Source organism: Kocuria marina, assembly GCF_000786655.1.
GTDB lineage: Bacteria > Actinomycetota > Actinomycetes > Actinomycetales > Micrococcaceae > Kocuria > Kocuria marina_A.
Map to the genome: position 1 here is coordinate 29,739 of NZ_JROM01000021.1, position 12,810 is coordinate 42,548.

General features: G+C 70.0%; 12 protein-coding genes. 2 read left to right on the forward strand and 10 right to left on the reverse strand.

Annotated elements, in window-relative coordinates:
* Positions 1-25 precede the first annotated feature (25 nt).
* The 5 genes from AS25_RS14900 to AS25_RS05945 form a co-directional block, all read right to left on the reverse strand.
* Positions 26-187 carry a CG2302 family histidine operon protein gene (locus AS25_RS14900; RefSeq protein WP_165489804.1) on the reverse strand — a complete coding sequence of 54 codons (162 nt, stop codon included), beginning with the start codon at positions 185-187 and terminating at the stop codon, positions 26-28.
* On the reverse strand, positions 184-879 hold the full coding sequence (gene hisH, locus AS25_RS05930; protein ID WP_035963292.1) for an imidazole glycerol phosphate synthase subunit HisH: 696 nt from the start codon (positions 877-879) through the stop codon (positions 184-186). Before hisH ends, AS25_RS14900 begins: the two co-directional genes overlap by 4 nt.
* 17 nt (positions 880-896) lie before the next feature.
* Positions 897-1,514, reverse strand: a complete 618-nt coding sequence (hisB, locus tag AS25_RS05935; protein WP_035963301.1) for an imidazoleglycerol-phosphate dehydratase HisB — start codon at positions 1,512-1,514, stop codon at positions 897-899.
* 158 nt (positions 1,515-1,672) lie between these two features.
* Positions 1,673-2,776 carry a histidinol-phosphate transaminase gene (locus AS25_RS05940; protein ID WP_035963310.1) on the reverse strand — a complete coding sequence of 368 codons (1,104 nt, stop codon included), beginning with the start codon at positions 2,774-2,776 and terminating at the stop codon, positions 1,673-1,675.
* Between the two features lie 200 nt (positions 2,777-2,976).
* Positions 2,977-3,408, reverse strand: a complete 432-nt coding sequence (locus tag AS25_RS05945; RefSeq protein ID WP_084118037.1) for a LysM peptidoglycan-binding domain-containing protein — start codon at positions 3,406-3,408, stop codon at positions 2,977-2,979.
* Between the two features lie 280 nt (positions 3,409-3,688).
* Between AS25_RS05945 and lexA the strand changes: the two genes are divergently transcribed.
* The gene (gene lexA / locus AS25_RS05950) at positions 3,689-4,462 is read left to right on the forward strand and encodes a transcriptional repressor LexA (RefSeq protein ID WP_035963317.1); all 774 of its coding nucleotides are present in this window, start codon (positions 3,689-3,691) and stop codon (positions 4,460-4,462) included.
* Positions 4,463-4,701: 239 nt separating this feature from the next.
* On the opposite strand, the gene AS25_RS05955 is transcribed toward lexA, so the two are convergent.
* On the reverse strand, positions 4,702-6,756 hold the full coding sequence (locus AS25_RS05955) for an ATP-dependent DNA helicase (RefSeq protein ID WP_172644419.1): 2,055 nt from the start codon (positions 6,754-6,756) through the stop codon (positions 4,702-4,704).
* Entirely contained in the window at positions 6,753-8,456 is a 1,704-nt protein-coding gene (hflX, locus tag AS25_RS05960) for a GTPase HflX (protein ID WP_035963328.1), read from the reverse strand. The genes AS25_RS05955 and hflX overlap by 4 nt, the downstream gene beginning before the upstream one ends.
* Positions 8,457-8,542: 86 nt before the next feature.
* Here hflX and AS25_RS05965 point away from each other — a divergent pair, with 86 nt between their 5' ends.
* On the forward strand, positions 8,543-9,160 hold the full coding sequence (locus tag AS25_RS05965) for a class I SAM-dependent methyltransferase (RefSeq protein ID WP_035963332.1): 618 nt from the start codon (positions 8,543-8,545) through the stop codon (positions 9,158-9,160).
* Positions 9,161-9,368: 208 nt separating this feature from the next.
* Here the strand turns inward: AS25_RS05965 and dapF are convergent, their stop codons facing one another.
* Genes dapF through miaB form a run of 3 tightly spaced genes read right to left on the reverse strand, consistent with a single transcriptional unit; the run spans position 9,369 to position 12,760 of the window.
* Entirely contained in the window at positions 9,369-10,313 is a 945-nt protein-coding gene (gene dapF, locus AS25_RS05970) for a diaminopimelate epimerase (protein WP_035963862.1), read from the reverse strand.
* The gene (gene miaA, locus AS25_RS05975; RefSeq protein WP_035963338.1) at positions 10,306-11,247 is read right to left on the reverse strand and encodes a tRNA (adenosine(37)-N6)-dimethylallyltransferase MiaA; all 942 of its coding nucleotides are present in this window, start codon (positions 11,245-11,247) and stop codon (positions 10,306-10,308) included. The genes dapF and miaA overlap by 8 nt, the downstream gene beginning before the upstream one ends.
* Positions 11,248-11,254: 7 nt before the next feature.
* Entirely contained in the window at positions 11,255-12,760 is a 1,506-nt protein-coding gene (miaB, locus tag AS25_RS05980) for a tRNA (N6-isopentenyl adenosine(37)-C2)-methylthiotransferase MiaB (protein WP_052160755.1), read from the reverse strand.
* Between the last annotated feature and the right edge of the window lie 50 nt (positions 12,761-12,810).

The window sequence follows — 12,810 nt, forward strand, 5'->3', positions numbered from 1 at the left end:
CGTTGACGACGGCACTACGCCCGGTTCACACGCTCGTGAACCACGAGTAGCCCCCGTAGCCGATCAACACGAGGGCCACAAACGCGAGCAACACCACACTCCACAGCGGCTTGCGCTGCTGATGGAAGGAGATCGCCCCGCCCACGAAGAACGCCCCCGCCACGAGCAGCAGCACCGATGCGGTCATGCCGGGACCCCCGAACCCGGTGCGGGGAAGCGCCCGTCCATGCGTCCGGTGCGCGGCAGCGTGGACAGCCAGTTGCGCAGCAGGGCGATCCCCGCCGCGGAGGACTTCTCGGGGTGGAACTGCGTGGCGCTCAACGGACCGTTCTCCACGGCGGCCACGAAGGGCGCCCCGTGCTCGGACCACGTGACGCCCGGGGGCGCCATGTGCTCGATGCTCCGGTCGAATTCCCACTCCCGCACCCCGTAGGAGTGCACGAAGTAGAACCGTTCGTCCTCGATGCCACGGAACAGCACCGAGCCCTCCGGCGGGCGCACCTCGTTCCAGCCCATGTGCGGGACCACGGGAGCGTCGAGTCGCTCCACGGTCCCGGGCCACTGGGCCAGTCCCTCGGACTCGTGACCGTGTTCCACGCCCCGGTCGAACATGACCTGCAGCCCCACGCAGATGCCCAACACCGGGCGGCCGCCGCTGAGCCGACGATCGATGAGCCGCGGAGCGTCCACCGCGCGCAGCCCCTCCATGACGGCCGCGAAGGCTCCCACGCCGGGGACCACGAGACCGTCCGCGTCCATGACGTCGCGCGGATCGGCGCTCAGCACGACCCGCGCGCCGGCCTCCTCGAGGGCGCGCACGGCAGAGCGCACATTGCCCGCACCGTAGTCCAGGACGACGACGCTCGGCGCCGCGATCATGTTCCGTCCCGCCCCGCTCACAGGGCACCCTTGGTGGACGGGACCACACCGGCCATGCGGACATCGGGCTCCACGGCCTCGCGCAGGGCGCGCGCCAGCGCCTTGAACTGGGCCTCCGCGATGTGGTGCGGGTCGCGACCGCGGATCAGTTCCACGTGCAGGCACAACTGGGCGTGGTAGGCCAGGGACTCGAAGACGTGACGGGTCATCGACCCGGTGAAGTGACCACCGATCAAGTGGTACTGCTGGCCCTCCGGCTCACCCGTGTGCACCACATAGGGCCGCCCGGACACGTCCACCACGGCGGACGCGAGCGCCTCGTCGAGCGGCACGGTGGCCTGTCCGAATCGACGGATTCCCCGCTTGTCCCCGAGTGCTTGACGCAGCGCATCACCCAGGACGATCGCGGTGTCCTCGACCGTGTGGTGGACGTCGACGTCCGTGTCCCCGTGGGCCTGGATGTCCAGGTCGATCAGGGAGTGCTTGGACAGTGCCGTGAGCATGTGGTTGTAGAACGGCACCGTGGTCTCGATCGAGGACGTACCCGTCCCGTCCAGGTCCAGGCTCACACGCACGGTGGATTCACTGGTCACGCGTTCCACCGTGGCGGTGCGGTGGTTCTCGACTGCGCTCATGAAAAACGACATCTCCTCGGGGACGGCGCCCGACGACGGCTCGGCGGGCGGGTCCAGTCTAGATGGCTGGGGTGGGAACCATGGGGCCGCGGCCCGACCGGTCCCACGGTTCGAGACAGGCCGACCCGGCCCTGCAACTCGGCTGGGACGGTCCCAGCTCAGGATCGGGCGAGGTAGGACTCCACGGCCTCGAGGAACGCGGTGGTCTCCGCTTCCGTCCCGGCGGTGACCCTTAGGTGGCCAGGGATCCCCACGTCCCGCACGAGGACGCCCTGGTCGAGCAGGCCCTGCCACATGGCGTGGGCGTCCCCGCCGCACTCGAAAAACACGAAGTTGGAATCGGACTCGGCGGGCGTCAGGCCCAGTCGCTTGAGCTCGTCCACGATCCGGTCGCGCTGCAGCTTGATGTCCTCGACCGTGCCGAGCAGCGTCTCGTGGTGGTCGAGAGCGGCCAGTGCGGTCGCCTGGGTCACCGAGGACAGGTGGTACGGCAAGCGCACGAGGCGGATGGCGTCCGCAACGGAGCGATCCGCGGCGAAGTACCCGAGCCGTGCACCCGCTAACGCGAACGCCTTGCTCATGGTGCGCGTGACGATGAGCCGAGGACGGCCGGGGAGCAAGGTCAGGGCCGAGGGGGTTCCGAAGCGCGCGAACTCGGCGTAGGCCTCGTCCACGACCACGATGGTGTTGCGGTTCTCCCCCGCCTCGTACACGGCCTCGACGACGTCCAGCCCGAGGGCGGTCCCGGTGGGGTTGTTGGGCGAGCACAGGAACACAATGTTCGGGGCGTGCTCGCGCACCTGGCGAGCCGCCGACTCGGCCGACAGGGAGAAGTCCTCCGCGCGCTCCCCCGCGATGAACTCCGTTCCGGTCCCGAGAGCGAGCAACGGGTACATCGAGTACGTGGGGACGAAGCTCAACACGGAGCGCTCCGGCCCACCGAAGGCCTGCAGGATCTGCTGCAGGATCTCGTTGGACCCGTTGGCGGCCCAGAGGTTGTCCTCGGCCAGCTCGTGACCCAGGTAAGCCGCGAGGGCGGCACGCAGGGCGGTGAAGTCCCGGTCCGGGTAGCGATTCAGGGACGCGGCGGCATCGGTGACGCGCCGCGTGATGGCCTCGACCACGGGATCGGGAACCGGATGGGTGTTCTCGTTGGTGTTCAGTGCGACACGGACCTGCAGCTGGGGAGCACCGTAGGGAGATAGGCCCCGCAGGTCATCGCGCAGCGGAAGGGCTTCGAGGGAATCATCACGAGAATTCACCGGACCAGTCTATGGACTCGGCGCATATCCGGTCACACGGCGTCTCACTGTGTGTCGAGGCCAGCGTAACGACCCAGTGTGCCGGCCCGGCCGGTGGCATCATCGCCGGGAACCCAGCGCCGCACCGACACTCGCCCTGCAGCCGGACGCGAGCGCGCGGGCGCCTCGTGACCCGCGCCCTCGCCAGTGATGGGAGACCGTCAGCGGGACGGGACCTCCAGGACCTGACCGGTGTGCAGGGTGGAGGACGTCAGACCGTTGAGCTCGGCGATGTCGTTCATGACCTCGCGGGTGTCCCGCTGCGGGTCCGCGACGGCGGCGATCTCCCACAGGGTCTGGTTCGCCTGCACCGTGACGCTGTGGGTCACGGGCGCCCCCGCGGGTTCCGTGGAGGCCTTGACCGTGGGCGGCAGCAAGAAGACGGCGGCGACCACCAACAGGGCCGCCGCTCCCGTGACGAAGGGCAGTCCGATCAGGAAGAACCGGCCGCGGCGGGTGAGGTGCAGCGGCGAGCGAGCGGCGCGCGGGGCGGCCTGGACGGACGCGGCACGGGCCGAGGTACGAGCGGGCACGGCGGCGGAGGACGCAGCCGTGGTGGAACGAACGGATCGCGACAAGGTGAGAGCGGTCATGGCTACCTCCTGGTGATCTGACCGGATCCACCCGAAGGTGGCGGTGTTCGAACGCGGAGCGTATTTAGAACACATTTTCGAATCTCTACCCACAGTTCTAGCACGGGTGTACGAATGCTGTCGAGGACCTTTTCGAACACATATTTGAACCCGGGGACGCGCGCAGGTTAAGCTCGAGGTCACACAGGAGTTAGTTGACCCCACGTCTCCGACACGCATAAGCGGCCTCCGCGGCCCACCGCAGGGTGTGCACAGCGTGGACGGTGAAAGGACCCCGCACGTGAGCATTTCTTCCCCGAATCAGCAGGCGTCCGACCGACGCTCGCGCACGCTCACCCCTCGACAAGCACGGATCCTCGGTGCCGTGCAGCGCTGCATCACCACGCGCGGCTACCCGCCGTCCATGCGTGAGATCGGTGACACCGTGGGTCTGGCGTCCCTGTCCAGCGTGACCCATCAACTCGGCCAGCTCGAGAAGTGGGGCTACCTGCGCCGGGATCCCCGCCGACCCCGGGCCATGGAGGTCCTGCGCCCGTTGAGCGCGGAGGAACTCGACCGCCACCTGGGGCCGGCCGACGAGCCCGCAGGTTCCGTCGAGTCCCTGCCCACCCGCGACGCGGGCGCCGCGTCCCCCGCCGTGCACACCATGGGTGATCTGCCCGCCGCCGATGACGACGACGCCATGGTCCCCGTACCGCTCGTGGGGCGCATCGCCGCCGGTGGCCCCATCACCGCCGAGCAATTGGTCGAGGAGGTCTACTCCCTACCGCGACAGTTCGTGGGTCACGGCCAGTTGTTCATGCTCAAGGTCTCCGGGGACTCCATGATCGACGCCGCCATCTGCGACGGCGACTGGGTCGTGGTGCGCCAACAGAACTCCGCTGAGAACGGGGACGTCGTAGCCGCCCTGCTGGACGACGAAGCGACCGTCAAGACCTTCCGCCAGCGCGACGGCCACACGTGGCTGTTGCCCCAGAACACTCGCTACGAACCCATCCTGGGTGATCACGCGACCGTGATGGGCAAGGTCGTCTCGGTCTTCCGCGCCCTGTAGCTCGCACCTCGGGCGGTTCCGGGAACCGCGCGTCGCATTACACGTGACCGGACGGCCAGCACCGCCTCGGAACCACCCGTTCTCGCGCACCGGGCCACGGACCCGCGCTCACAGGGCTGCGGACCCGTGCGCCGTAACCCCGCGCACGATTCGCGCATGATCCGGCGGGGAGCACGGAGGCGCTCAACGCGCGTGTCCCTGGACGGCACCTCGGACCTGAGCACAGCGGCGTCGAACGCTCAGGCGCGCGCCAATCGCTCCAACGCCCCGAGAACGGTCGAGCGGTCCGTGGTGGGCCACAGCGGCGGGAGGGACCGGGCCAGGAAGGACCCGTAGCGCGCCGTGGCGAGCCGCGAGTCCAATACGGCGACGACGCCCTTGTCCCCGCTCGCGCGGATCAGTCGGCCCGCACCCTGGGCCAGGCGCACCGCGGCGTGGGTGGCCGAGACCGACATGAACCCGTTGCCGCCTGCCCGTTCGGCCGCGCGTGTGCGGGCGGTGCCCAGGGGATCGTCCGGGCGCGGGAACGGGATGCGATCGATGACGACCAACCGGCACGACTGCCCGGGCACGTCCACCCCCTGCCACAGGCTCATGGTCCCGAACAGGCTCGCTGAGGGATCGTCGGTGAACTCCTTGACCAGGGAAGGCAGGGAGGCGTCCCCCTGGCACAGGATGCGCAGCTCGGTGCGATCGCGCAGCGCCTCCGCCGCGTCCTCCGCGGCCCGGCGGGACGAGAACAGACCGAGCGCGCCGCCGCCCGAGGCCTCGAGCAGCCCGAGCAGTTCCTCGAGCTGTTCCTCCGAGACGCCACGGCCGGGTTTCGCGAGGTGCTTGGCCACGTAGAGGATGCCCTGGCGGCGATAGTCGAAGGGGCTGCCCACGTCCACGCCCCGCCACGCGGGGGACCCCGGGCCCTGCAGGCCGAGAGCGCCGGCGGTGGATGAGAACGACGACCCCACGGCCAGGGTCGCCGAGGTCAGCACGACCGTGCGCCCGTCGAACAACCCCTCCCGCAGGGGCCCCGCGACGCTGAGCGGCGCGATGTTCAGAGTCGCCGGTTCCCCTTCGGACGCTCCCACGTAGCCTTCGGTGGGCGACCAGCGGCCCACGCGGGAGATCCACAGGACGTCGTGGGCGGTGTCCGCCGACAGCATGCGCTCGGCGGTGTCCAGCAGCTCGGACAACCGTGAGCGGGCCGCATGGCGTGCCGCGTCTTCGCCCTTGGAATCGCCCTTGGTGTCGCTGAGCCCCGTGCGCGCGGCGTCCTGAACGCCACGGACCGCGTAGACCTGCTCCTCGGTGAAGCCTCGCGGCAACAGTCCGGACGGGTCGGGGTCGAAGGCCAGATCGAAGGCCTGGGCAGCCTTCTCGAGCGCATCGCTCGACGCCGCCGTGTGCTTGCGCACGGCCGTAGCCGCGGCTCGTACCGCGGCGGCGGAGATGGACGCGGTCACGGCACCCGTGACCCGGTCCCGCAGCTCGTGGGCCTCGTCCACGATCACGACGTCGTGCTCGGGCAGGACCGCGAGCCCCTCGAACGCGTTGATCGCGAGCAGCGCGTGGTTGGTGATCACCATGTCCGCCTCGCCGGCCTCGGCCCGAGCGCGTTCGGCGAAGCACTCCTCCACGAGGGGGCACTTGCGTCCCAGGCATTCCTTGGCGGTCACGGAGACCTGCCGCCACGCGGCGTCCGTGACGCCCGGTTGGACGTCATCCCGGTCCCCCGTCTCGGTGGTTTCGACCCATTCCCGCAACCGCAGTACCTGCTGGGCCAGGCCCCCGAGCGGGCGATCCGTGCCCCCTGCGGCGGGCCCCGAGCCGGGGACGTCAAACAGGGCGCCGTCGTCGTCCGGGTAGCCGCCCTCGACCTTGTGCAGGCACGCGTAGTTGGAGCGGCCCTTGAGCAGCGCGACGACGGGGCGATCGTCCAGTTCGTCCTCGAGCGCATCGAGTAAGCGGGGGACGTCCCGGCCCGTGATCTGGGACTGCAGGGCCAGCGTGGCCGTGGCCACGACCACGGGCTTGTCCGCGGTGCGGGCGTGGCGCAGGGCGGGGACGAGGTACGCGAGTGACTTACCCGTACCGGTCCCTGCCTGGACCAACAGATGCCGGCCGGTCTCGAGGGCCTCGGCGACCTTGGCCGCCATGAACCGCTGCCCCTCCCGTCGCTGCCCGCCCAGCGCGGTCACGGCGGAGTCGAGGAGCTCGAGCGTGTCCACCGCGCCGGGCAGCGTTTCGGGTCGGACGTCCGAGAGGTCGTGCCCCGCTTCGTCGACGAACGATGCGCTCATGCTCCGGCGGGATCCTCCGCGGTGGACGCGGCAGCCGGGCTCCCGGGCTCCGGCACCCGGTAGGGCTCGAGTTCACCCACGAGTTCCTTCCGAACGCGCACGCGCAACCGGGTGCCCTCGGGAGTGTGTTCCGTGCGCAGGATCTCGGCGTCCTGAGCGTGCAGCCGGGAGACCACCTCGCCGTGGACGTAGGGCACGAGCAGTTCCATGTCGTGGTCGGGGCGCGGGATGGCGGAGGAGATCAACCGCTGCAGTTCCTCGATGCCCTCCCCCGTGCGCGCCGACACGGCCACCGACGGGTGCTCGTGGTTGCGCAGCCGACCGAGCACCACGGGATCCGCGATGTCGGCCTTGTTCAGGGCCACGATCTCCGGGATGTCATTGGCCCCGACGTCCGTGAGGACGTCCCGCACGGCCTTGAGCTGACCCTCCGGATCCGGGTGGGAGGCATCCACCACGTGCACGATGACGTCCGCGTCCGCGACTTCTTCCAAGGTGGAGCGGAACGCCTCGACCAACTGCGTGGGCAGCGAGCGCACGAAGCCCACGGTGTCCGCGAGCGTGTAGCCGATCCCGTCCGGGGTCTCGGCCTTGCGCACCGTGGGGTCGAGCGTGGCGAACAGCGCGTTCTCCACGAGGACCCCGGCATCCGTGAGCCGGTTGAGCAGGGACGACTTGCCCGCGTTGGTGTACCCCGCGATCGCGACCGAGGGCACGGAGTGACGCTTGCGATTGAGTCGCTTGGTCTCACGCGCCGGCTTCATGGCCGCGATCTCCCGACGCAACTTGGCCATGCGCTGGCGGATCCGGCGCCGGTCCAGTTCGATCTTGGTCTCACCGGGACCACGGCTACCGATGCCCTCACCGGACGCCGCGCGACCACCGGCCTGCCGGGACAGCGACTCGCCCCAACCACGCAGACGCGGGAGCATGTACTCGAGCTGGGCCAGCTCCACCTGCGCCTTGCCCTCCTTGGACTTGGCGTGCTGGGCGAAGATGTCCAGGATGAGGCCCGTGCGGTCGATGACCTTGACCTTGACGACGTCCTCGAGGGCACGACGCTGCGACGGCGCGAGCTCCGCGTCCACGATGACGGTGTCCGCACCGGTCGCGGCCACCACGTCCTTGAGTTCCAGGGCTTTGCCCGAGCCGAGGTACGTGCCGGGGTCCGGGGTCACGCGCCGCTGCAGCAGACCGTCCATGACTTCGGAACCGGCGGTCTCCGCGAGCGCCGCGAGCTCACGCAGCGAGTTCTCCGCGTCGGCCAAGGTTCCGCTCGAGAACAGACCCGCCAGGACCACGCGCTCGAGCCGCAGCTGCCGGTACTCGACCTCGGTGACGTCCTCGAGCTCGGTGGACAGTCCCGCGACACGGCGCAGCGCGTGACGTTCGGCGAGGTCCTGCTGATCGCCGTCGGATTCGACGTGGACGTGGTCCTCGTCCGCGAGCTCACGGGCGCGGCCCAGGTGATCGTGTCCGCCACCCGTGGCGTACGACGCCGCGTGGTCGCGGGCGCCGTGGACGTCCCGTTCGTCGTCGAGGACGTCCTGATCGGCGTCGTGGACGTGGGTCGGTTCGGAGCGTGTGCGCGCACGGGCCAGGACGCGCGAGACGACGTCCTCCAGTTCCGGTCCGGTCAGTTCCGCGGAGTGCCCGGGCTGCTTCGGAGCGGGATTCTGGTGCTGGTGAGATTGCGTCATATTTCCTTGATCTGTGGCTGGAGACGGTTGACCAAGTCTAGCGCCGGGCACCGACACGACGGGCGGTGGCACTAGCATGTGGAGCCATGGCCCCCGAGAACCCCGCGCAGCATTATTTCGTGTCCGACCCGTCCGTCGCCGAGAAACCGCGGCGGATCACGGTGGAGCTGCGGGGACGCACCGTGGACGTGGGGACGGCCGCGGGGGTCTTCTCCCCCTCGGACCTGGACAAGGGAACCGCCGCGCTGCTGCGCAACGTGCCCGATCCGCACGGGCAGAACCTGCTCGACATCGGGTGCGGGTGGGGGCCGATCACCCTGGCCCTCGCGCTCGCCGCACCGAGTGCCACGGTCACCGCGGTGGACGTCAACGAACGCAGCCTGCGCCTGACGGCGGCGAATGCGCGGGAGCTGGGACTCACGGGCGTGGAGACCCATCGGCCCGAGGACGTGCCCGCGGATCGCACGTTCGACACCATCTGGTCCAACCCGCCGATCCGCGTGGGGAAGCAGGAACTGCACGACATCCTCATGCTGTGGCTTCCCCGCCTCGCGCCCGGTGGCACGGCGTGGCTCGTGGTGCAGAAGAACCTGGGCGGGGACTCCCTGCAGCGCTGGCTCGCGGACACCCTGGGTGAGGGGTACCGCGTGGAGCGGGCCGCAACCGACAAGGGCTTCCGCATCATCACGGTGCAGCGCGACTGAGGCGCGCGGAGTCACGCGTGCCGGGCCGGGAACCGGGGTCGCGTGTACTGCGTTGGTAGCCACGCTCCCGGGCGTCGGGTCGGGAACAGGAGCCAGGGGTGTCGCGCTGGGAGCCGGCGCGCCGCGTCGTCGTCCGACGGCGCCTGCAGTAAGGCCGCGCGGCGAGTCCCTCCCGGCTCAGCCCACCACCGGGACGAACGCGACCAACTCAGACGAGCTCGGCCGTGGCGACCACGCGCACCGGACCCGCGAGGACCACGTGCTCGGTGCCGTCCGGAGCGGGTACGAACGTCACGGACAGCACGCCCCCGGGGACCCGCACGAACCAGCGGTCCGGGGAGTCGGGGCCGCCCCAGAACCGGGTGGCCGCAGCGGCCGCGCACGCGCCGGTGCCGCACGAGTGCGTCTCGCCCACACCTCGCTCGTGGACGCGCATCTCGAGGCGACCGAGTTCGGAATCGCCGTCGTCCGAGGGCACCACGAACTCCACGTTGGTCCCCTCGGGCGGGGTGGGTTCCACGACGGGCGCGGTGTGCAGGTCCAGCCCGTCCAATTTCTCACCCTCGGACAGGGCCACGACCGTGTGGGGATTGCCCATGCTGATGGACACCCCCGGGCGCGGGACCGTGAGCCCCTCCGCGTTCACGATGCAGTCGGAACCGCGCTCGCGAGCGGCGTCCCCGTCCTCGAAGCTCCACGGGCCCATGTCCACGGCGTAGCCGTCGGACGTGCGCGCCACGGTGCGGATCCCCGCGCGCGTGCCGATGCGCAGTTGGGAACCGCGCGGGAGGCTCACGAGGCCCTCACGCACGAGGTGGTCCACGAACACCCGCACCCCGTTACCGCACATCTGCGCCACGGAACCATCCCCGTTGCGGTAGTCCATGAACCACTCGACGTCCGGGTGCGCTACGGCGAGGTCGCCGGCATCGGCCACGTGTTCGGTGCGCACGGCGCGGATCAGGCCGTCACCGCCCAGTCCGAGGTGCCGGTCGCACACCGCCGCGACCGTGTCCGGTGAGACGTCCAGGGTTCCGTCCCGGTCCGTGAAGACCACGAAGTCGTTGCCCGTGCCGTGCGCCTTGGTCACGCGCACGCCCGCCAGTTCCTGCCAGTTCACGCTGCCTACCGTCCCCTCGGTCGTGTCAGTCATCGCCGCCATCATACTGAGCCCGTACGACGTCCATCGCCCGCTCCGTCAGCGCGGACGGTCCCGCGGGGTCGTCCGCGCGCAACCAGTGCACGCGAGGATCCGCCCGGAACCACGTGCGCTGGCGCTTCACGAACCTGCGGGTGGCGGTCACGGTCTCGTCCCGGGCGCGCTCGAGTGTACTGGTGCCGTCGAGCACCGCGAGCAGCTGGGGGTAGCCCAGGGCCTTGCCCGCGGTGGGACTTTCGCGCAGCCCCCGGGCCTCGAGCGTCCGTACCTCGTCCAGCCAACCCCGCTCGAGCATGGTGTCCACGCGGCGGGCCACCCGCTCGTTGAGTACATCCCGCTCCATGGCGAGACCGATCTGCACCGTGGGCCGCACGTACCGGCGCTCGGGCATGAACGATGTGAAGGGCCGTCCGGTCAGCCGATGCACCTCGAGCGCGCGGACCAGTCTGCGGTCGTCCTTGACCGTGGCCGCCGACTCCGGGTCCACGTCCGCGAGACGCTGCAGCATGCGGGCGCGCCCGTGCTCGTGCAGTTCGGCTTCGATCCGCGCTCTCAGCTGCGGATCGGTTCCGGGGAATTCGATGTCGTCGAGCACCGCGCGCACGTACAGGCCCGATCCGCCCACGAGGACGGGCACATTGCCGCGCTCTTCGATCTCCGTGATGACGGTGCGGGCGCGGGTCTGGAACGCCGCGACCGACGCTTCCTCGTGCAGGTCCAGGATGTCGAGCAGGTGGTGCGGTACTCCCCCGCGTTCCTCCCGGGTCAGCTTGGCGGTCCCGATGTCCATGCCCCGGTAGAACTGCAGGGCGTCCGCGTTGACGATCTCCCCGCCCATGCGCCGCGCGATCGCGATCCCGAGGTCCGACTTCCCGGTCCCCGTGGGTCCCACGACGGCCACGACCGGGCGCTGCGTCCCCAGGGTCATACCGCGCTCAGGGCTTCCGCAGCGACGGCATGCCCAGCCCCACGGCGGCGGGTTTGCCCGACGACGACGGCGCTGCGCACGATTCCGCCTGGGCGGCCTCCCACGCGTCCCCGCCGCGGGAGCGCCGCACACTGTACTCGCCCGCGTCCCGCGGGTCCGCGAGCAGGTGATACGTGGCGGCCCCGGTGACCGGAACCGTGACGAAGTCACCCGGACGCGGCTGTTCGGCCCCGTCCGGGACGCTGAAGTGCACGAGCCGCTGGTCCGGACCACGCCCGCTGAGTCGATGAGTGGCTTCGGACTTGCGTCCCGACTGGGCGCTGACCAGGACCTCCGTGCGCGTGCCCACGAGCTCGCGGTTCAACTCCGCGCTGATCCGGTCCTGCAGGGCGGTCAACCGTTCGAAGCGTTCCTGCACCACGGGGGCCGGGACCTGGTTCGCCATCTCCCCGGCGGGAGTGCCCGGGCGCACCGAGTACTGGAACGTGAACGCGGAGGAGAACCGGGAGGCCTCCACGACGTCCAGGGTGTCCTGGAAGTCCTGTTCCGTCTCGCCTGGGAAGCCCACGATGATGTCGGTGGTGATCGCGGCGCGCGGGATCCGCTCGCGCACCCGATCCAGGATGCCCAGGAACTTCTTGGACCGGTACGAGCGCCGCATGTCCTTGAGGATTTGATCCGAGCCGGATTGCAGGGGCATGTGCAACTGCGGCATCACGTTGGGGGTCTCCGCCATGGCATCGATCACGTCGTCCGTGAAGGCCGCGGGGTGCGGACTCGTGAAACGCACCCGCTCCAACCCCTGGATGTCACCGCACGCGCGCAGCAGCTTGGCGAACGCGCCGCGGTCACCGAACTCCACGCCGTACGAGTTCACGTTCTGGCCCAGCAGGGTCACTTCCACCGCGCCCGAGTCCACGAGCGCCTGGACCTCGGCGAGGATGTCCCCGGGGCGACGGTCCTTCTCCTTGCCGCGCAGCTGGGGGACGATGCAGAACGTGCACGTGTTGTTGCAACCCACCGAGATGGACACCCACCCCGCGTAGGCCTGTTCCCGCTTGGTGGGCAGTGCAGAGGGGAACGTCTCGAGGGCTTCCAGGATCTCCACCTGGGCCTGCTCGTTGTGCCGGGCCCGTTCCAGCAGGACCGGGAGGGACCCGATGTTGTGGGTCCCGAAGACCACGTCCACCCACGGGGCCTTGTCGACGATGGTGGCGCGGTCCTTCTGGGCGAGGCAGCCGCCCACCGCGATCTGCAACCGTTCGTTGCGCCGCTTGACGGGGGCCAGCTGACCCAGCTGACCGTACAGCTTGTTGTCCGCGTTCTCCCGGACGGCACACGTGTTGAACACGACCAGGTCCGGGTCCCGGTTCACCGCGGGGACGTATCCGGCGCTTTCGAGCAGCCCCGTGATGCGCTCGGAATCATGGGCGTTCATCTGGCACCCGAGGGTGCGCACCTCGTAGGCGGGCGCGTCGGTGACGATCACGGGTTCCTGCACGGCATGGGGCATCTGAGTCACCTCACCATTTTAGGGACGGGGTCAAATTGCTCGAACTCGGC